The 18,490-nt window shown below is 70.6% G+C and carries 17 protein-coding genes; 12 read left to right on the forward strand and 5 right to left on the reverse strand.

Translation table 11 applies throughout. The features are described 5' to 3' along the window. Positions 1–146: 146 nt before the first annotated feature. Positions 147–641, reverse strand: a complete 495-nt coding sequence (locus ACFCZF_RS09235) for a DUF3145 domain-containing protein (protein WP_376671133.1) — start codon at positions 639–641, stop codon at positions 147–149. A gap of 257 nt (positions 642–898) precedes the next feature. Here ACFCZF_RS09235 and ACFCZF_RS09240 point away from each other — a divergent pair, with 257 nt between their 5' ends. The 3 genes from ACFCZF_RS09240 to ACFCZF_RS09250 all read left to right on the forward strand — a co-directional run bounded on the left by ACFCZF_RS09240 (position 899) and on the right by ACFCZF_RS09250 (position 4,499). Beyond that, entirely contained in the window at positions 899–1,834 is a 936-nt protein-coding gene (locus ACFCZF_RS09240) for an SGNH/GDSL hydrolase family protein (RefSeq protein WP_376671134.1), read from the forward strand. A gap of 39 nt (positions 1,835–1,873) precedes the next feature. Next, positions 1,874–2,860 carry an aldose epimerase family protein gene (locus ACFCZF_RS09245; protein WP_376671135.1) on the forward strand — a complete coding sequence of 329 codons (987 nt, stop codon included), beginning with the start codon at positions 1,874–1,876 and terminating at the stop codon, positions 2,858–2,860. Positions 2,861–3,161: 301 nt separating this feature from the next. Beyond that, the gene (locus ACFCZF_RS09250; RefSeq protein WP_376671136.1) at positions 3,162–4,499 is read left to right on the forward strand and encodes a pyroglutamyl peptidase; all 1,338 of its coding nucleotides are present in this window, start codon (positions 3,162–3,164) and stop codon (positions 4,497–4,499) included. Here the strand turns inward: ACFCZF_RS09250 and ACFCZF_RS09255 are convergent. Further along, a complete protein-coding gene (locus ACFCZF_RS09255; RefSeq protein ID WP_376671137.1) occupies positions 4,444–5,292 on the reverse strand; it encodes an EI24 domain-containing protein in 849 nt (282 codons plus the stop codon). The two genes, ACFCZF_RS09250 and ACFCZF_RS09255, sit on opposite strands and share 56 nt — an antisense overlap. 146 nt (positions 5,293–5,438) lie before the next feature. Here ACFCZF_RS09255 and ACFCZF_RS09260 point away from each other — a divergent pair, with 146 nt between their 5' ends. Next, positions 5,439–6,605, forward strand: coding sequence for a serine hydrolase domain-containing protein (locus tag ACFCZF_RS09260; RefSeq protein ID WP_376671138.1), 1,167 nt, complete (start codon positions 5,439–5,441; stop codon positions 6,603–6,605). Between the two features lie 13 nt (positions 6,606–6,618). On the opposite strand, the gene ACFCZF_RS09265 is transcribed toward ACFCZF_RS09260, so the two are convergent. After that, positions 6,619–7,038, reverse strand: a complete 420-nt coding sequence (locus ACFCZF_RS09265) for an organic hydroperoxide resistance protein (RefSeq protein ID WP_376671139.1) — start codon at positions 7,036–7,038, stop codon at positions 6,619–6,621. Between the two features lie 126 nt (positions 7,039–7,164). Beyond that, positions 7,165–8,187: an NADP-dependent oxidoreductase gene (locus ACFCZF_RS09270; protein ID WP_376671140.1), complete on the reverse strand. Its 1,023-nt coding sequence runs from the start codon at positions 8,185–8,187 to the stop codon at positions 7,165–7,167. A 101-nt stretch (positions 8,188–8,288) separates the two neighbouring features. Between ACFCZF_RS09270 and ACFCZF_RS09275 the strand changes: the two genes are divergently transcribed. Beyond that, positions 8,289–8,729 carry a MarR family winged helix-turn-helix transcriptional regulator gene (locus ACFCZF_RS09275; RefSeq protein WP_375919930.1) on the forward strand — a complete coding sequence of 147 codons (441 nt, stop codon included), beginning with the start codon at positions 8,289–8,291 and terminating at the stop codon, positions 8,727–8,729. A gap of 114 nt (positions 8,730–8,843) precedes the next feature. On the opposite strand, the gene ACFCZF_RS09280 is transcribed toward ACFCZF_RS09275, so the two are convergent. Beyond that, a complete protein-coding gene (locus ACFCZF_RS09280; RefSeq protein WP_376671141.1) occupies positions 8,844–9,587 on the reverse strand; it encodes a hypothetical protein in 744 nt (247 codons plus the stop codon). A 215-nt stretch (positions 9,588–9,802) separates the two neighbouring features. On the opposite strand from ACFCZF_RS09280, the gene ACFCZF_RS09285 reads away from it, so the two are divergent. The 7 genes from ACFCZF_RS09285 to ACFCZF_RS09315 all read left to right on the forward strand — a co-directional run bounded on the left by ACFCZF_RS09285 (position 9,803) and on the right by ACFCZF_RS09315 (position 18,409). Beyond that, on the forward strand, positions 9,803–10,969 hold the full coding sequence (locus ACFCZF_RS09285) for a mandelate racemase/muconate lactonizing enzyme family protein (protein WP_375919936.1): 1,167 nt from the start codon (positions 9,803–9,805) through the stop codon (positions 10,967–10,969). Next, entirely contained in the window at positions 10,966–11,970 is a 1,005-nt protein-coding gene (locus ACFCZF_RS09290; protein ID WP_376671142.1) for a zinc-binding dehydrogenase, read from the forward strand. The genes ACFCZF_RS09285 and ACFCZF_RS09290 overlap by 4 nt, the downstream gene beginning before the upstream one ends. 142 nt (positions 11,971–12,112) lie before the next feature. Continuing rightward, on the forward strand, positions 12,113–13,084 hold the full coding sequence (locus ACFCZF_RS09295; RefSeq protein ID WP_376671143.1) for a hypothetical protein: 972 nt from the start codon (positions 12,113–12,115) through the stop codon (positions 13,082–13,084). Between the two features lie 95 nt (positions 13,085–13,179). After that, positions 13,180–14,292 carry a multiple monosaccharide ABC transporter substrate-binding protein gene (gene chvE / locus ACFCZF_RS09300; RefSeq protein ID WP_375919945.1) on the forward strand — a complete coding sequence of 371 codons (1,113 nt, stop codon included), beginning with the start codon at positions 13,180–13,182 and terminating at the stop codon, positions 14,290–14,292. A 32-nt stretch (positions 14,293–14,324) separates the two neighbouring features. Next, positions 14,325–15,884: a multiple monosaccharide ABC transporter ATP-binding protein gene (gene mmsA, locus ACFCZF_RS09305; RefSeq protein ID WP_376671144.1), complete on the forward strand. Its 1,560-nt coding sequence runs from the start codon at positions 14,325–14,327 to the stop codon at positions 15,882–15,884. Then, entirely contained in the window at positions 15,881–17,125 is a 1,245-nt protein-coding gene (gene mmsB / locus ACFCZF_RS09310) for a multiple monosaccharide ABC transporter permease (protein ID WP_376671145.1), read from the forward strand. Before mmsA ends, mmsB begins: the two co-directional genes overlap by 4 nt. 135 nt (positions 17,126–17,260) lie before the next feature. Next, complete coding sequence (locus ACFCZF_RS09315) at positions 17,261–18,409, forward strand: aldose epimerase family protein (protein WP_376671146.1); 1,149 nt, start codon at positions 17,261–17,263, stop codon at positions 18,407–18,409. Positions 18,410–18,490 lie beyond the last annotated feature (81 nt).

Below are 18,490 nucleotides of genomic sequence, written 5' to 3' on the forward strand. Positions count from 1 at the left end.
CGCTCCTTCACCCCCGCAAGATCATCGCGTCCAACAGCCACGGTCCTCGCAACTCCCACAGATCGCGGGTGTTGCGAGGACCGTTAGAACCCAAGGGCAGGTGGGGGCCCTTCACGCGTCGGAGCGGCGGATGCCGCCGAGGGGAATCACACCACCTGGTGCAGCCAGCGGACCGGGGCGCCCTCGCCCGCGTAGCGGAAGGGCTCCAGTTCGTCGTCCCAGGGCTTGCCGAGGAGCCTCGCGATGTCGGACTCCAGGTCGGTCTCGCCGCGCTGGGAGCGGACCAGGGCGGCGCGCAGCCGGTCCTCGGGGATCATGATGTCGCCGTGGATGCCGGTGACGGCGTGGAAGATGCCGAGCTCGGGGGTGCAGCTGTAGCGCTCGCCCTCGGCGTTCGCGGACGGCTCCGCGGTGACCTCGAAGCGCAGCAGCTGCCAGCCGCGCAGTGCGGAGGCGAGCTTGGAGGCGGTGCCGGCCTGGCCCTGCCAGGAGAACTCCGAGCGCCAGGTGCCGGGCGCGGCGGGCTGCCGGATCCAGTCCAGGCCGACGCGCGTGCCGAGCACCCCGGCGATGGCCCACTCGACGTGCGGGCAGAGCGCGCGCGGCGCGGAGTGCACGTACAGAACTCCACGTGTCGTCACCGGAACCTCCGGGCTGAGCGGGACATCTCGGAACGGGCGGAACGGCTGTGGCCTGGCGGGCCACGTTGATGGCGAGGCTACCGTGCGACGGGGCAAGGAGTGTGACGTACCGTCGGTCCCGGTGCCGACAAACCTCCGCCATTCACCCGGCAGGACGCTTGTACGGGTGTGAGCCGTTGCATCTCCGCCCTCGGGAACCCTGGCGCGGTGTCATGGGTTGAGGACGTTGGAGGCACGAGGCGAGGGGTGGGACCGGTATGGGTCAGCGGACGGGCCGGCGGACGCCTGTCGGACGTGGACGTTCGCGTGTCGGTCGTCGTCGCCGTGCGCGTGCCGCACTCGCCGTTCTGACCGCCGCCGTCCTGGGCGTGACCGGCTGCGACGCCGTGGGCGGTGACTCCGCCGATCCGTCCCGCTCCGCGTCGAAGCGGCCGAAGCCCGCCCCTGCCTGGGACACCAGCCCCGACTCGGTCGCCGCCGTGGGCGACTCCATCACGCGCGGCTTCGACGCCTGCTCGGTCCTGTCGGACTGCCCGGAGGTGTCGTGGGCGACCGGCGGCAGCGCCGAGGTCGACAGCCTCGCCGTACGGCTGCTGGGGAAGGCGGAAGCGGCCGAGCGGAGCTGGAACTACGCGGTCACCGGAGCCCGGATGGCCGACCTGACCGGGCAGGTGACCCGGGCGGCGGCGCGGAAGCCGGAGCTGGTCGCGGTGATGGTCGGGGCGAACGACGCCTGTCGGGCCACGACCTCGGCGATGACGTCGGTGGCCGACTTCCGGGACCGGTTCGAAGAGGCCATGGGCGTGCTCCGCGAGAAGCTGCCCAAGGCGCAGGTGTACGTGGCGAGCATCCCGGATCTGAAGCGGCTCTGGTCGCAGGGGCGCACCAACCCGCTGGGCAAGCAGGTGTGGAAGCTGGGCATCTGCCCGTCGATGCTGGGCGACGCGGACTCCATGGACTCGGCGGCGACGCTGCGGCGGAACACCGTGCGGGACCGGGTGGAGGACTACAACGAGGTGCTGCGGGAGGTCTGCGCGAAGGACCGGCTGTGCCGCACCGACGGCGGCGCGGTGCACGAGTACCGGTTCGGGACCGGCCAGTTGAGCCGCTGGGACTGGTTCCACCCGAGTGTGGACGGCCAGGCCCGGCTGGCCGAGATCGCGTACCGCGCGGTCACCGCGAAGCAGCCCTGACCCACTCTGACCTGGGGGGCGTGTCCTAGAGTTCCGCACATGAACGAACTCTTCGGCACACTTTCCGACGGCACTCCCGTCCACCGCTGGACCCTGGAGCGGGCCGGCGTACGGGTACGGGTCCTGTCGTACGGCGGGATCGTGCAGTCGGCCGAGGTCCCGGACCGGGACGGGAACACCGCCGGTGTGGTGCTGGGGTTCGCGGACCTGGACGGGTATGTGACGCATCCGGAGCCCTACTTCGGCGCGCTCGTCGGGCGGTACGCCAACCGGATCGCGGGCGGGCGTTTCCCGCTGGACGGGCGGACGTACACGCTGGCGCTCAACAACGGGCCGAACTCGCTGCACGGCGGCGAGCACGGCTTCGACAAGCGCGTGTGGGACGTGGAGCCCGTCGGGGAGGGCCCGCACGGTGTCCGGTTGAGCCGGGTCAGCCCGCACGGCGAGGAGGGCTTCCCGGGCCGCGTGGAGCTCTCGGCGACGTACACGCTGGACGAGTCGGGTGCGCTGCGGATCGCGTACGAGGCGGTCACGGACGCGCCGACGGTGCTGAACCCGACGAACCACAGCTACTTCAACCTGGGCGGGACGGGCTCCGGGCACGCGGGCGGCCATGAACTGCGGCTCGCCGCCTCCCGGATCACGCCGGTCGACGCCGACCTGATCCCGACGGGCGGCACGGAGGACGTGGCGGACACGCGCTTCGACTTCCGGCGGGCGCGCAAGGTCGGTTCCGGCTACGACCACAACTTCGTCCTCGACAAGGGCGTGACGGACACCGCCGTGGAGGTCGCCGAGCTCTACGACCCGGCGTCGGGGCGCGTGCTGACGGTGGCGACGACCGAGCCCGGCCTCCAGCTGTACACCGCCGACCACCTGGGCGAGCCGTTCGCGCCCGGTTACGGCGTCGCGCTGGAGACGCAGCACTTCCCGGACTCGCCGAACCGGCCGGAGTTCCCGAGCACCGTGCTGCGGCCGGGCGAGGTCTTCCGCTCGGAGACCGTGTACGGCTTCTCGGTGCGGTAGCCCGTGCGGTGCCCCCCCCGGTACTGAGGTACTGAGGCTGAGGTACTGAGCCCCGGCCCGGATGTCAGGTCCCGGGCCGGGGCTGTTCGTGAGGGGCACGCCGTGAGCGGTCCCGCGTCAGACGGTAATCGCCCCGGTGATCCGGTGGTCCGCGATCGGGCGTCCGGTCACCGGTTCCTACGAACCCTTCACAAACGGCCACGAGCCGGTCGGCACGCGCCATGGCGCCCGCCCCTTCCGTCACGGGATACTGCCGCCGTCCCACAGCGCACCCCACGGCGACGGAAGGACCTGGACTCCCTTGACATACATACGCGTTCGGATCGGCGTACTCGGACTGGCCCTGGTGGCGGGGCTCGCGGCCCCGGCGGCGGCCACGGCGGCGCCCCCGGCCACCGTCTCCGCACCGACGGTGGAGGAGCGGCGGCTCGACGGGGACGTGCCCCAGGAGATCCTGCGGCGCTCCGGATTCGCCTCGGCGGGACCGGCGTTCGCCCGTGGGCTCGGTCGGGCGGACTCCTACCGCGAGGCCCGCCGCCTCGTCGCGCGTGAGGGCTCGGCGCTGTGGCGGCGAGCGGTGGACCGGGTGCAGGGGCGGGGCCCGGCCCGTGGGGACCTCAGCCGGGACGACGACCGGCCGCTGTACTGGGCGCGGCTCGCGATGACGCGGGAACTGCGCACCTGGGAGCCGGAGTTCGGGCTGACCGAGCGGCAGCGGGCCGCGCTGCTCGTGGAACTGGAGCGCGCCTCGCGCGGCCAGGGCGACATCCGCCTGCCGCGCGACAGGCACGGCAGGGACGGCAGGGACGGCAGGGACGGCAGGGACGGCAAGGGCATGAAGCGGGTGCTGCTCACCGGCTTCGACCCCTTCACCCTGGACCGCGACATCCGGATCTCCAACCCGTCCGGCGCCGCCGCGCTCGCCCTGGACGGCACGGTGATCGACACACCGGACGGGCCCGCCCGGGTGGAGACGGCCGTGTTCCCGGTGCGCTGGCGGGACTTCGCGGAGGGGGCGGTGGAGCGGGCGCTGCGGCCGTATCTGCCGAGGGTGGATCTGTTCACGACCGTGAGCCAGGGCCGGGTCGGTCGGTTCGACGTGGAGCGGACCAACGGGGCCTGGCGGGGCGGTTTCCCCGACAACGAGAACGTCTCCCGCACGGAGACGGTGCCCGTCGCCGACCCGGCCTCGCAGCCGCAGTGGACGACGACCACACTGCCGTACGAGGCGATCACGGCCTCGGACACCGGCCGCTTCCCCGTGTACGACAACACGAGCGTGACCGAGATCCCGGTGGGAGCCACCGAGCCGGTCGTACGGCCGGACGGGCCCACGCCCGGTTCGACGGCCCGCGCGGGGGGCGGCGGGGACTACCTCTCCAACGAGATCGCCTACCGGGCGACCCTGCTGCGGGACCGGCTCGGGCTGGGCGCCACGCTGCCGGGCGGGCACGTCCACACGCCGGTGCTGCAGTTCGGGGCCCAGAACACCGATCCGGCGACCGGGGCGGTCACCGATCCCGCGTTCGTGCGCAACCGGCTGGACATCGTGGCGCAGACGCGGGCGATCGTGGCCGTGGCGGTCAGCGCGTCGGAGCCGGACCGGCCGGACCGCCCGGGCGTGCCGGACCGGAGCTGACCGCCGGGTCGGCGGCGCCGCCGTCGGAGCGGTCGGCGCCGTCGTGGGTCTCCTCGCCCAGCAGTTCGCGGGCGAGGAGCGTGGCACCCGCGACCGCGCCCGGCATCAGGAACACCGCGACGAACGGCACCAGGAAGGACACGCTCAGCGGGGTGCCGAAGCCCCAGACCAGCATCTTGCGGGAGCGCAGGAGGGCGAGACGGTCGCGCAGTTCGACCCCGCGGCGCTGGAGGGCGACGGAGGCGAGCTCCTCGGTGAGGAAGAAGCCGGTGACGAAGAAGCCGATCACCGGGACCACCGTCTGCCCGACGACCGGGATGAAGCCCAGGGCGAACAGCAGCACGCCCCAGACGAGGGCGCGGAGCAGGATCCGGAGGCTGTCGCGGCCGGAGATCCACAGCTCGCGCCAGAGCGGCAGGTTCGACTCGGGGGCGGTGCCGTCCGGGGAGACGTCGCGGTCGACCCGCTCGGAGAGGCTCTCGTAGAAGGGCTGGCCGACCAGCAGCGTGACCGCGGTGAAGGTGAGGACGGCCAGGAGCAGGGCGAGGGCGAACAGGACCGCGGTGAGGAAGCCGCGGAAGAGGCCGAGCCAGGGGCTCGACCAGTCGTCGGCGAAGGGGGTCGCCCAGGCGACGAAGTCCGTGCCCCACAGCGCCAGCCCGACCAGCGCCGCCGCGTACAGCACCAGTGTGATCAGGCCCGGGAGAAGCCCGAAGCCGTAACTCTTGCCGTGCCGGGCCACCCAGCGCTGGCCCTTCAGGAGATGGCCGAATCCCGCCCCAAGATCGCGCATGGGCGGAACTCTACCGGTCGGGACCGGCACCGCCGTGCCCGGATGAGGGCTCCGAAGGAGCCGCGATTGAGTCGAACGCGCTCATCGCGCCGTACCGATCGACGAACGGCCCCGCAGAGGTCCGCCGAGTTGGTGAGGAGAAGCGGATGACGCAGAAGATCCACGGCACCGTCGCCGACGGCTTCGAGGCGGTGCGTGAGGAGTTCGCGGCGGTCGTGGCCGGCGAACGGCCGGACTACGAGGGTCAGCTGTGCGCCCACGTCCACGGACGCCGGGTCGTCGACCTGTGGACCGGCGACGGCGCCGACGCCGGCTCGCTGTACGGGGTGCACTCGGCCACCAAGGGCGCGGCCCACCTGGTGGTCGCCATGCTGGTGCAGGAGGGCACCCTGGAGCTGGACCGCAGGGTGACCTACTACTGGCCGGAGTTCGCGGCCGAGGGCAAGGGCGCGCTGACCCTGCGCGACCTGCTCGCGCACCGCGCGGGCGTGATCGGCACGGACACCGGCTTCAGCACCGCCGAACTGGCCGACGACCGGGTGATCGCCGAACGCCTCGCCGACCAGCGTCCGTACTGGCGTCCCGGCACGGCCTTCGGGTACCACGCGCTGGTCCTCGGCGCCCTCGCGGGCGAGGTGGTGCGCCGGGCCACGGGCCACACCCTCCAGGAGGTCTACGAGGAGCGGGTCCGCGCCCCGCACCACCTGGACTTCCACCTGGGCCTGCCGGCCTCGCTGGACCACCGCTTCCGCACCGCGCAGGCGGTGATCCGCACCCCGGTGCAGCAGGTGGCGCCGGATCCGCTCCCGGACGGCCCGCACACCCTCACCGCGATCGCCTTCAACCGCAACGCGGCGCACCCCACCGACCTGGCGACCCTGCCCAACGAGCCGGTCGTACGCGCCCGGGGTCCGGCCTCCGTGGGCGGCGTGGCCTCGGCGCGCGGGCTGGCCGGGCTGTACGCGGCGGCGATCGGCGAACTGGACGGCAAGGCGCCGCTGCTGAAGCCGGACACGGTGGCGGAGTTCGGGCAGTTCCACTCGGTCGGTCACGACCTGGTGACCCGGACGCACCGGTCGTACGGGCTGGGCTTCGAGGCGACGGCGGACACCTGGTACCCGTTCCTGGGCGCCGGGGCGATCGGGCACAGCGGCGCGGGCGGCTGCCAGGGCTTCGCGGACCCGTTCAGCGGGCTGGCGTACGGCTACACCAGGCGCCGGTGCGCCTACCCGGGCGGGGCGGCGCCGGAGAACGGGCGGCTGGTGGCGGCGGTGCACGGTGCGGCGCTCGCGTGCGAGCACCGCACCGCGTGAGACCGGATGCCGGTCAGACGAGCGTCACGGTGATGTTGCCGCGGGTCGCCTTCGAGTACGGGCAGACCTGGTGGGCCTTCTCCACCAGCGACCGCGCGGTGGCGGCGTCCACCGCCGGGATCTCGGCGGAGATCTCGACGATGATGCCGAACCCGTCGTCGTTCTTGCCGATGCCGACCTTCGCGGTGACGGTCGAACCGGTGATGTCGGCGCCCTCCTGGCGGGCCACCACGCCGAGCGCGCCCTGGAAGCAGGCGCTGTACCCGGCGGCGAACAGCTGCTCCGGGTTGGTGCCGGCGCCGTTGCCGCCCATCTCCTTGGGCGGGTTCACGACCACGTCGATCTTGCCGTCATCGGTGGCCACCCGTCCGTCGCGGCCGTTCTCGGCGGTGGCGACGGCGGTGTAGAGGACCTCGGACTGCTGAATGGGCATGCGGTTGTCTTCCTCCTCGGTCCGCCGTGACTCGCGCCCACGATCACGACAGATTTCGGAAAGACGCTACCGCATGCCGGAAATTCAGTGAAGGCCGCTCCGAAGGCCGCTCTTCCCGCGCGGACGTCAGAGCTTGACGATCATCTTGCCGGTGTTGTCGCCGCGCAGGACGCCGAGGAAGGCCTCCAGGTTGTTCTCGATGCCCTCGACGACCGTCTCGCGGTACTTCAGCTCGCCGGAGCGGACCCACGGGCCGACCTCCTGGACGAACTGCGGCTGGAGGTCGTAGTGGTCGCCGACCAGGAAGCCCTCGATGCGGCCGCGGGTCTGGATCAGACGGGCGAGGTTCTTCGGGCCGGGCGCGGGCTCGGTGTTGTTGTAGACGGAGATCGCGCCGCAGATGGCGATGCGGCCGTTCAGGTTGAGGGAACCGACGGCGGCCTCCAGGTGGTCGCCGCCCACGTTGTCGAAGTAGACGTCGACGCCGTCCGGGGCGGCGTTGCGCAGCTGCTCGCTCACCGGGCCGTCCTTGTAGTTGAAGGCGGCGTCGAAGCCGTACTCGTCGACGAGCAGCTTGACCTTCTCGGCCGAGCCGGCGGAGCCGACGACCCGGGCGGCGCCCTTGAGCTTCGCGATCTGCCCCACCTGGCTGCCGACGGCACCGGCCGCGCCGGAGACGAACACCGTGTCGCCCTCCTTGAGCGCGGCGACGCGCAGCAGACCGGCGTACGCGGTGAGGCCCGTCATGCCGAGCACGCCGAGGTACGTCGACAGCGGCGCGGCCTCCGGGTCCACCTTGACGGCGTTCTTCGCGTCCATGGCGGCGTACTCGCGCCAGCCGAAGAAGTGCAGGACGTGGTCGCCCACGGCGAAGCCCTCGGCGTTGGAGGCGACGACCTCGCCGACCGCGCCGCCCTGCATCACCTTGCCCAGCTCGTAGGGGTCGGCGTAGGACTTGGCGGCGCTCATGCGGCCGCGCATGTAGGGGTCGACGGAGACGTACAGGTTGCGCACCAGCACCTGGCCCGCACCCGGAGTGGGGACCTCCGCCTCGACGAGGGCGAAGTCCTCCGGCTTGGGCCAGCCGACCGGGCGGCTGACCAGGTGCCATTCGCGGTTGACGGTGGGGAGGGCGGGGGAGTCGGTCATGAGGGCACCTTTCCTGGCGCTTACCGGAAGTGTTTCACGCTCTGAAACAACCATGCGGCTGAACATTTCAGGTTGTCAAACAAATGGGTACCCTGGATTCCATGGCCACACCACGCGACACCCCACGCCGACCGGACGCGCTCACCCTCGAAGTCGTCGAGCTGATCGGCGAGGTCGTGGCCCGCTTCCACGCCGACTACGAGGAGGCGGCCGCGGAACGCGCCCTGACCGGGGCGCAGGCCAAGCTGCTGAGCCTGCTGTCGCTGGAGCCGCTGCCGATGCGGAAACTGGCGCAGAAGCTGAAGTGCGAGCCGTCGAACGTCACCGGGATCGTGGACCGGCTGGAGGCACGGGGACTGGTCGAGCGGCGCCCGGACCCCGCCGACCGCCGGGTGAAGGTGGCGGCGGCGACGGACGAGGGGCGACGGGTGGCGCGGGGGCTGCGCGAGTCGCTGCGGTTCGCACGGGAGCCGCTCGCGGGGCTGTCGGAGGGGGAGCGGGTCGCTCTGCGGGACGCGCTGCGGAGGATGCTCGGGGAGTGAACCCGCGTTCGCCGGCGGTCCGGCGCTGCCGTCAGGGGGCGGGGCGCGAACCCGCGATGCCGACCTGATCCGGACGCCAGGCCCCAAGTGCACCACCAGGAGAACGACAGACCCTTAAGTGCACCACCACAAGAAACGGTCGCAGGTTTCGGTGGGAGTGGGGTCCGGAGAGGTCGTCGGGGCGGGTGTCGTGGTCGGGGGTGGGGGCGGGTCGTCCGTGTCCGTCGACGGCGGGTCCGGGGTCGGGGCCGTCTCCGGTGTCGACGCCGGGGGTGCCGACGGGACCTCGGCCCCGTCCGCCGCCTTGGACCTCTCCGCGTCCGGGGACTCCGACGTCGACGCCGAGGCCGACGCCGAGGCGGACGCGTCGGGGGACGGTGTGCCCGAGGTCGAGGTCGAGGTCGTCCTCGACGTCTCGTCGACCGGTACGGCGGACGACTCCCCCACCTCGCGCGTCGCCCCGCCGTCCGTCGTCTCACCGCCGGCGGCGGCCGGCTTCGCCGGGGAGCCGGGGGCGTCCATGCCGAGTTCCGCGAGGCTCAGTCCGCCGGCGGCCAGGACGAAGCCGGCCGTGATCAGCAGGGTCCGCCGGCGGCGTCGGCGGTGTGCGGCGGCCTTGCGGTCGCGGCGGCTGCCCCTCCCGCCGCGAGAGGCGTCGCCGGGAGCCTCGTCGGTCGGCGCGTCGGTCGGCGCGTCGGCCGCATAAGTCTCATCTGTCTCGTCGGAGACGCGCGGCGGGCGCTCTTCGCTCACCGCCAAGTACGGGTCGGACGCGCGCGGTTCTTCGACAAGTGCGCCGCACCCCGGGCAGGCGAGGGCGCCGTTGAGGTGCCGTCGGCACGGGAGGCAGTAGTCCATGACGCGGGAAGGTTAAGTTCCGCAACGGGCGCGTTCCTAGACGTGACTGTGAAGGTTGTGTGGGAAAGCGGCCGGAACCACTCCGCTCCGCGCTTCGAAACTGTCGAAACCGTTATGTGTCCGACCCATTGACACCCCGACCGCCGTCTCCTTACTGTCACGCCAGCATTTCGAACGAGTGACGAAATATCGAACATAGCGAAGGGGCAACCGCCGTGCGCATCACCGGAATCAGCACACACGTGGTCGGGACGCCATGGCGCAACCTGACGTACGTCCAGGTGCACACCGACGAGGGGATCACCGGAGTCGGCGAGACCCGGATGCTGGGGCACACCGACGCCCTCCTCGGCTATCTGAGGGAGGCCGAGGCCAACCACATTCTCGGATCCGACCCGTTCGCTGTCGAGGACCTGGTCCGCCGCATGAAGTACGGCGACTACGGCCGCGCCGGCGAGATCGTGATGTCCGGTATCGCCGTCGTCGAGATGGCCTGCTGGGACATCAAGGGCAAGGCGCTCGGCGTTCCGGTCTGGCAGCTGCTCGGCGGCAAGGTCACCGACAAGGTGAAGGCGTACGCCAACGGGTGGTACACGACCGAGCGGACGCCGGAGGCCTACCACAAGGCCGCGCAGGGGGTCATGGAGCGCGGGTACCGGGCGCTGAAGATCGACCCGTTCGGCACCGGGCACTTCGAACTGGACCACGCGCAGAGCCTGTACGCCGTGTCGCTGATCGAGGCGGTGCGGGACGCGATCGGGCCCGACGCCGAGCTGATGCTGGAGATGCACGGGCGCTTCTCCCCCGCCACCGCCGTCCGGCTCGCGCGCGAACTCGCGCCCTTCAAGCCGGCCTGGCTGGAGGAGCCGGTCCCGCCGGAGAACCTCAAGGCGCTGCGGAAGGTCGCCGAGAAGGTCGACATCCCGGTCGCCACCGGTGAGCGCATCCACGACCGGATCGAGTTCCGGGAGCTGTTCGAGGACCAGTCCGTGGACATCATCCAGCCCGACGTCGGCCATATCGGCGGCATCTGGGAGACCCGGAAGCTCGCCGCCACCGCCGAGACCCACTACACGCTGGTGGCCCCGCACAACGTGGGCGGGCCGGTGCTGACCGCCGCGAGTCTCCAGGTCGGCTTCACCTCACCGAACTTCAAGATCCTGGAGCACTTCAACGACTTCGCGGACGCGGAGATCAAGAAGGTGGTCAAGGGCGCGCCGGTGGTGGACCCGGAGGACGGGTGCTTCCACCTGTCCGACGCGCCCGGCCTCGGGGTCGAGCTGGACACCGACGCGGCGGCCGAGTTCCCGCAGCAGCAGGCGCGGTTCGACCTGTGGGCCGAGGGCTGGGAGCAGCGCAAGCCCAAGGGGACCGAGGGATGAGCGAGGCGGTCGTCATCGAGGCGCCGGGCGAGCACCGGCTGGTGCCGCACGAGCCGCGTGAGCCCGGTCCCGGCGAGGCGCTGGTGCGGGTGCACGCCGCCGGGATCTGCGGCAGCGACCGCGAGGTGTACCAGGGCAACCGGCCCGAGGGGTACGTGCGTTACCCGCTCACCCCCGGGCACGAGTGGTCCGGGACCGTGGAGCGGGTCGGCGTCGGGGTGCCCGCGTCCCTCGTCGGGCGCGGGGTGGTCGGCGAGGGGTTCCGCAACTGCCAGGTCTGCGACCGTTGTCACGCGGGTGAGACGACGCTGTGCACGGCGGGGTACGAGGAGACGGGGTTCACCCAGCCGGGAGCCATGGCGCCCACGCTGACGCTGCCCGCCCGCCTCCTGCACGCCCTGCCCGACGACGCCGACCTCACCGCCGCCGCCCTGCTGGAGCCCGCGGCCTGCATCGCCGCCGCCGCGCTCAAGGCGAACGCCCGCCCCGGCGAGCGGGTCGCGGTCGTCGGCACCGGGACGCTCGGCATGTTCGCCGTGCAGTTCCTGCGCGCCGCGTCCCCGGGCGAACTGCTGGTCGTCGGCACGCGCGGGGACCGGGAGGCGCTGTCCCGGCAGTACGGCGCGACCGACTTCCGGACGAAGGACCGACTCCTCCCGGACGACTTCGACGTCGTCATCGAGACCGCCGGGTCCGCCGACGCCGCCCGCACCGCCGCCGCGCTGCTCCGCAGGGGCGGGCGGCTGGTGCTGACCGGTATCCCGGCGCCGGGCGCCGACGGGCTGGACCCGACCGACCTGGTCGTACGGCAGCTGGAGGTGCACACCGTCTTCGGGGCACCGCCGGACGCCTGGGCGCACACGGTGCGGGTCTTCGCGGCCGGTCTGCTCGACCCGCGGCCGCTGGTGACGCACGAGCTGCCGCTCGCGGAGTTCGCCGAGGCCATCGAGCTGGTGGGGTCCGGCGACCCGAAGGTCGGCAAGGTGCTGTTGCGTCCCTGACGGCCGCCCCTGAGCCGTACGCCGGTACGGGGGCGACCTGACGGCCTCCGTACCGGCGTACACCCAACCGCGCGTCTTCCTGCCCAAAGCCCTGCCCAAAGCGGCGAACTTCGTCCGAAATACCGAACACTAAGGACAGCTTGTGACCGACGCTTCCGCCAAGGCCGCCGCACGCAGGCCCGGTGAGCAGGCACTCACCGCCCTCGGCCTCGCCGCGCCCGCCCTCGACCCCGCCGACGCCTCGCCGCACTCCTTTCCGGGCGGCGGCCGCTGGCGCACCGAGATCCCCTCCTGCGAGGGACCGGAGGCGCTGGGGGTGGTCCTGAAGGAGTCCTCGCGGCTGGATGTGCCGATCCACCGGATCAGCCAGGGCAGCGGCGTGTGGATGCTGACCGACGCCGAGATCACCGAGATGGTCGAGGCCACCGCCGAACGCGACATCGAGCTCTGCCTGTTCACCGGCCCGCGCGGCACCTGGGACATCGGCGGCTCCACCCGGACCGACTCGGGCGGCGCGGGCCTGCGGGCCCGCGGCCACGACGCGGTCGCCGGCTGCGTCGAGGACGCCGTGCGGGCCACGGAGTTGGGCGTCAAGTGCCTGCTCGTCGCCGACGAGGGCGTGCTGTGGACGCTGCACCGGGCACGGTCGGCCGGGATCATCCCCGCCGACACCACGCTCAAGCTGTCGGCGCTCGTGGGGCCGGTCAACCCGGCCTCGTACGCGGTGTACGAGCGGCTCGGCGCCGACTCCATCAACGTGCCCAGCGACCTGACGCCCGATCACCTGACCGAAATCCGGCGGGTTTCGGCCGCGCCCATGGACATGTACATCGAGGCTCCCGACGACCTCGGCGGCTACGTGCGGATGTACGAGGTCGCCGAGCTGGTCCGGCGCGGCGCCCCGCTGTATCTGAAGTTCGGCCTCTCCAAGGCACCCGGGATCTATCCGTACGGGCACCACTTGCGCGAACTGACGCTGACCACCGCAAAGGAGCGGGTGCGGCGCGGCCGGCTCGCACTGGACCTGCTCGCGCGGCACGGGGCGGACGGGGAGATGGCTCCGCTCGGCACGCGCGAACCGGGCTCGCTCAACCGGTTCGAGACCTCGTCATAACGTTCCGGAAACTTCCTTCACAAAAGAAGACACGACCGCGCACAATCCCACACACCCGCGTCGCCGGCCCAGCCCTCACCTCAAGGATGATGACCATGCGCAACCGCAGAGCCGCACTCGCAGCCATAGCCTCCGCCGCCTCCCTCGCCCTCACGCTGACCGCCTGCGGCCAGAACAGCGAGGGCGGCAGTGAGGAGGACAAGGGCGGCAGCGAAGGCGGCACCATCGGCATCGCGATGCCGACCAAGTCCTCCGAACGCTGGATCTCCGACGGCGCCAACGTCGAGAAGGAACTGAAGGCCAAGGGTTACGAGACCAAGCTCGTCTACGGCGAGGACGACCCCGACCAGCAGGTCTCCCAGATCGAGAACATGATCACGCAGGGCGTGGACGCCCTGGTCATCGCCGCGATCGACAACAAGTCCCTGGGCAACGTGCTCCAGCAGGCCAAGGACGCCGACATCCCGGTCATCTCCTACGACCGGCTGATCCTCGGCACGGAGAACGTCGACTACTACGCCTCGTTCGACAACAGCAAGGTCGGCGAGCTGCAGGGCACGTACATCGTCGAGAAGCTCGGTCTGAAGGACGGCTCCAAGAAGGGGCCCTTCAACATCGAGCTGTTCGCCGGCTCCAACGACGACAACAACACGAAGTACTTCTTCAACGGCGCGATGAGCGTCCTGAAGCCGTACATCGACAAGGGCGATCTGGTCGTCAGGTCCAAGCAGACCGACCTCAACCAGGTCACCACCCTGCGCTGGGACGGCGGCACCGCGCAGAAGCGCATGGACGACCTGCTCACCTCCAGCTACCGCAGCGCCCGGATCGACGCGGTGCTCTCGCCCTACGACGGCATCTCCATCGGCATCCTGTCCGCCCTGAAGTCGGACGGCTACGGCTCGGGCAGCAAGTCCATGCCGGTCGTCACGGGCCAGGACGCCGAGCTCGCCTCGGTGAAGTCGATCATCGCGGGCCAGCAGACGCAGACCGTCTTCAAGGACCTGCGCGAGCTCGCCAAGGTCGCCTCGAACATGGTCGAAGCCTCCCTCAACGACAAGAAGCCCGAGGTCAACGACACCAAGTCGTACGACAACGGTGCCAAGGTCGTCCCCGCCTACCTGCTCCAGCCGGTCAGCGTCGACAAGTCCAACTACGAGAAGGTCCTCATCGAGGGCGGCACCTACTCCGCGGACGACCTCAAGTAACCGGGCCCCCTCAAGGATTGGAAGGCACGACCATGGCGGGACCCGTCCTGGAAATGCGCTCGATCGTCAAGACCTTTCCCGGTGTCAAAGCGCTGTCGGACGTCACACTGACCGTTCGCCAGGGCGAGGTCCACGCCATCTGCGGTGAGAACGGCGCCGGCAAGTCGACCCTGATGAAGGTGCTCTCCGGCGTCCATCCGCACGGCAGCTACGAGGGGGACATCCTCTTCGACGGCGAGACCTGCCGGTTCAAGGACATCCGGGCGAGCGAACAGCACGGCATCGTGATCATCCACCAGGAGCTGGCGCTGGTGCCGTACCTGTCCATCGCCGAGAACATCTTCCTCGGCAACGAGCACGCCAAGCGTGGACTGATCAACTGGAACGACACCCTCAAGCACGCCACCGAGCTGCTGCGCCGGGTCGGTCTCGACGAGCACCCGGAGACCCGCGTCGCCGACATCGGCGTGGGCAAGCAGCAGCTGGTGGAGATCGCCAAGGCGCTGTCCAAGAAGGTGAAGCTGCTCATCCTCGACGAGCCGACGGCGGCGCTCAACGACGAGGACAGCGGCAAACTCCTCGACCTGATCCTTCAGTTGAAGGAACAGGGCATGACCTCGATCATCATCTCGCACAAGCTGAACGAGATCCGCCGGGTCGCCGACTCGGTCACGATCATCCGCGACGGGCAGTCCATCGAGACGCTCGACGTGAAGGCCGAGGAGACGACCGAGGACCGGATCATCAGCGGGATGGTCGGCCGCGACCTGGAGAACCGCTTCCCGGAGCGCACCCCGCACCATCCGGAGGAGGGGACCGCGCCCGCCCTGGAGATCCGCAACTGGACCGTGCACCACCCCATCGACCAGCAGCGCAAGGTCGTCGACGACGTCTCGATCGAGGTGCGGCGCGGCGAGATCGTCGGCATCGCCGGACTCATGGGCGCCGGCCGCACGGAACTGGCGATGAGCGTCTTCGGCCGCACCTACGGCCGGCACGCGGGCGGCACGGTCCTCAGGGACGGCGCCGAGGTCCGTACGAAGACCGTCCCCGAGGCGGTCGGGCACGGCATCGCGTACGTCACCGAGGACCGCAAGCACTACGGCCTCAACCTCATCGACACCATCAACCGGAACATCTCGCTGACCGCGCTGGGCAAGGTCGCCAAGCGGGGCCTGGTCGACGAGCACGGGGAGCGGCAGGTCGCCGAGGACTTCCGCAAGTCCATGAACATCAAGGCGCCGACCGTCTTCGAACCGGTGGGCAAGCTGTCCGGCGGCAACCAGCAGAAGGTCGTCCTCAGCAAGTGGATCTTCGCGGGTCCCGAGGTGCTGATCCTGGACGAGCCCACGCGCGGCATCGACGTGGGCGCCAAGTACGAGATCTACACGGTCATCGACCAGCTGGCCGCCCAGGGCAAGGCGGTCGTCTTCATCTCCTCCGAACTGCCGGAGCTGCTCGGCATGTGCGACCGCATCTACACGATGGCCGCGGGTCGGCTCACGGGTGAGTTCTCGCGGGCCGAGGCCTCACAGGAAGCGCTGATGCGTCGGATGACGAAGGACAAGAAGGACAAAGAGGTAACCCGATGAGCACGGACCTGACCGCCAAGACCCCGGCCCCCGCGCCGCCCGGCAAGGACGGAGCGGCCTCCGGCGGCGGCCTGTTGCAGCTGATGCTCGACGGCATGCGCCGCAACATGCGCCAGTACGGCATGCTGATGGCCCTCGGCCTGATCGTGGTGCTGTTCGCGGTGTGGTCCGACGGCGACCTGCTGCTGCCGCGCAATGTCTCCAACCTGGTGCTGCAGAACAGCTACATCCTGATCCTCGCGATCGGCATGATGCTCGTCATCATCGCGGGCCACATCGACCTGTCGGTCGGCTCACTGACGGCGTTCATCGGCGCGATGGCCGCCGTGCTCATGGTCGACAACGACCTTCCCTGGCCGCTCGCGGTGGTGCTCTGCCTGGCCATCGGCGCGGCCGCGGGCGCGGTGCAGGGGTTCTTCATCGCCTATCTCGGCATACCTTCCTTCATCGTGACCCTGGCGGGCATGCTGCTCTTCCGCGGTCTGACGGAGATCTTCCTGAAGGGCCAGACCCTCGGCCCGTTCCCCAAGGACCTGCAGAAGATCGCCAACGGCTTCCTGCCCGAGGTCGGCCCGAACACCAACTACCACAACCTCACCCTGCTACTGGGCTTCGCGCTGATCGCCTTCGTGGTGTTCCAGGAGGTTCGCGACCGGGGGCGGCAGCAGGAGTTCGCCCTTGAGGTGCCGCCGGTCAAGCTGTTCGTGCTCAAGCTGGTCGCGCTGGTCTCCGCCGTCCTCGTCGTCACGCTGCTGCTCGCCAGCTACAAGGGCGCCCCGGTCGTGCTGCTCATCCTGGGCGTGCTGGTCGTCGGGTTCGGCTACCTGATGCGCAACGCGATCATCGGCCGCCACATCTACGCCATCGGCGGCAACCTGCCCGCGGCCAAGCTGTCGGGTGTGAAGGACAAGAAGGTCACCTTCCTGGTCTTCCTGAACATGGGCATGCTCGCCGCCCTGGCGGGTCTGGTCTTCGCCGCCCGCTTCAACGCGGCCTCCCCCAAGGCCGGCCTCAACTTCGAGCTGGAGGCCATCGCCGCCTCGTTCATCGGCGGCGCGTCGATGAGCGGCGGCGTCGGCACGGTCCTCGGCGCGATCATCGGCGGTCTGGTCCTGGGCGTGCTCAACAACGGCATGAACCTCGTCGGCATCGGCACCGACTGGCAGCAGGTCATCAAGGGCGCGGTGCTGCTGGCGGCGGTCGGGTTCGACGTGTGGAACAAACGGCGGGTCGGTTCTTAGAGAAGCGGTCTATTCGGGCCGTACGGAGACTGCGGGCCGGTTGTGGCCGGTCGCGCCCACGCGGCGGAGCCGCACATCGACACAGCCCCGCGCCCCTGAAGTGCGCTTCCGTCAACCCACTTGAGGAGTTGCCGTATGGAACTGAACAGGCGCACGGTCATCGCCGGCGCAGCGGCCGTCGGTCTCACCGCCGCCACCCTCGGCGGCACCGCACACGCCACGGGAGGCAGGAAGCCGGTGAAGGAGCTCTTCGGCAAGCTCGCCGACGGCACGAAGGTGTACCGCTGGTCGCTGGAGAACGGCGGCACGCGGATGAAGGTGCTGTCGTACGGGGGAGTCGTCCAGTCCCTGGAGATCCCCGACCGCCGTGGCCGCTACGAGAACGTCTCGCTGGGCTTCGACGACCTCGACGACTACGTGGCCCGCAGCCCGCACTTCGGCGCCCTGATCGGCCGGTACGGCAACCGCATCGCGCAGGGCCGCTTCACGCTGGACGGCAAGCGGTACCAGCTATCCGTCAACGACGGCGAGAACTCCCTGCACGGCGGCGCCCTGGGCTTCGACTACCGGGTGTGGGACGTCGAGCCGTTCACCGAGGGCTCCGACGTCGGCCTGGTCCTGCACTACACCAGCGTCGACGGCGAGATGGGCTACCCGGGCACGCTCAGGGCGAAGGTGACGTACACCCTCACCCGGCGCGGCGACTGGCGCATCGACTACGAGGCCACCACCGACAAGGCCACCGTCGTCAACCTCACCAGCCACGTCTACTGGAACCTGGCCGGCGAGGGCAGCGGCACGATCGAGGACCACGAGCTGTCGATCGCGGCGTCCCGCTACACGCCCACCGACGCGGGCCTGATACCGACGGGCGAGCTGGCCGAGGTGTCCGGCACGCCCTTCGACTTCCGCCGGGCCAAGCCGATCGGCCGGGACATCCGGGATGCCCACCCGCAGCTGGTCACCGCCAAGGGCTTCGACCACAACTGGGTGCTGGACAAGGGCATCACCGACCGCCCCGAGCACATCGCCACCCTGCGCGACCGTTCCTCCGGCCGCACCCTGCGCATCGCCACCGACCAGCCCGGCCTGCAGTTCTACTCGGGCAACTTCCTCGACGGCACCCTGACCGGCACCGGCGGCTCCCTCTACCGGCAGGGCGACGCCCTGTGCATGGAGACGCAGCACTTCCCGGACTCGCCGAACCAGCCGTCGTTCCCGTCGACCGTGCTGCGGCCGGGGCAGACGTACCGGACGACGACGGTGCACTCGTTCGACGCGTGAGGCCGTGAGGGCGCCGCGAGGGCACACTTTCTTCACACGCGTTGAACAGCGCCCCACCCCCCTCCGTATGTAAGGGCGGCC

Origin of the sequence: Streptomyces sp. NPDC056296, assembly GCF_042268605.1 — a bacterium.
Classification (GTDB): domain Bacteria; phylum Actinomycetota; class Actinomycetes; order Streptomycetales; family Streptomycetaceae; genus Streptomyces.

Bases quoted from the DNA above. Each gene is read 5' to 3' on its own strand.
- ACFCZF_RS09315 (WP_376671146.1), top strand. From the start codon at position 17,261: ATGGAACTGAACAGGCGCACGGTCATCGCCGGCGCAGCGGCCGTCGGT.
- mmsA (WP_376671144.1), top strand. From the start codon at position 14,325: ATGGCGGGACCCGTCCTGGAAATGCGCTCGATCGTCAAGACCTTTCCC.
- ACFCZF_RS09245 (WP_376671135.1), top strand. From the start codon at position 1,874: ATGAACGAACTCTTCGGCACACTTTCCGACGGCACTCCCGTCCACCGC.
- mmsB (WP_376671145.1), top strand. From the start codon at position 15,881: ATGAGCACGGACCTGACCGCCAAGACCCCGGCCCCCGCGCCGCCCGGC.
- ACFCZF_RS09255 (WP_376671137.1), bottom strand. From the start codon at position 5,292: ATGCGCGATCTTGGGGCGGGATTCGGCCATCTCCTGAAGGGCCAGCGC.
- ACFCZF_RS09275 (WP_375919930.1), top strand. From the start codon at position 8,289: ATGGCCACACCACGCGACACCCCACGCCGACCGGACGCGCTCACCCTC.
- ACFCZF_RS09280 (WP_376671141.1), bottom strand. From the start codon at position 9,587: ATGGACTACTGCCTCCCGTGCCGACGGCACCTCAACGGCGCCCTCGCC.
- ACFCZF_RS09265 (WP_376671139.1), bottom strand. From the start codon at position 7,038: ATGCCCATTCAGCAGTCCGAGGTCCTCTACACCGCCGTCGCCACCGCC.
- ACFCZF_RS09270 (WP_376671140.1), bottom strand. From the start codon at position 8,187: ATGACCGACTCCCCCGCCCTCCCCACCGTCAACCGCGAATGGCACCTG.
- chvE (WP_375919945.1), top strand. From the start codon at position 13,180: ATGCGCAACCGCAGAGCCGCACTCGCAGCCATAGCCTCCGCCGCCTCC.
- ACFCZF_RS09260 (WP_376671138.1), top strand. From the start codon at position 5,439: ATGACGCAGAAGATCCACGGCACCGTCGCCGACGGCTTCGAGGCGGTG.
- ACFCZF_RS09240 (WP_376671134.1), top strand. From the start codon at position 899: ATGGGTCAGCGGACGGGCCGGCGGACGCCTGTCGGACGTGGACGTTCG.
- ACFCZF_RS09290 (WP_376671142.1), top strand. From the start codon at position 10,966: ATGAGCGAGGCGGTCGTCATCGAGGCGCCGGGCGAGCACCGGCTGGTG.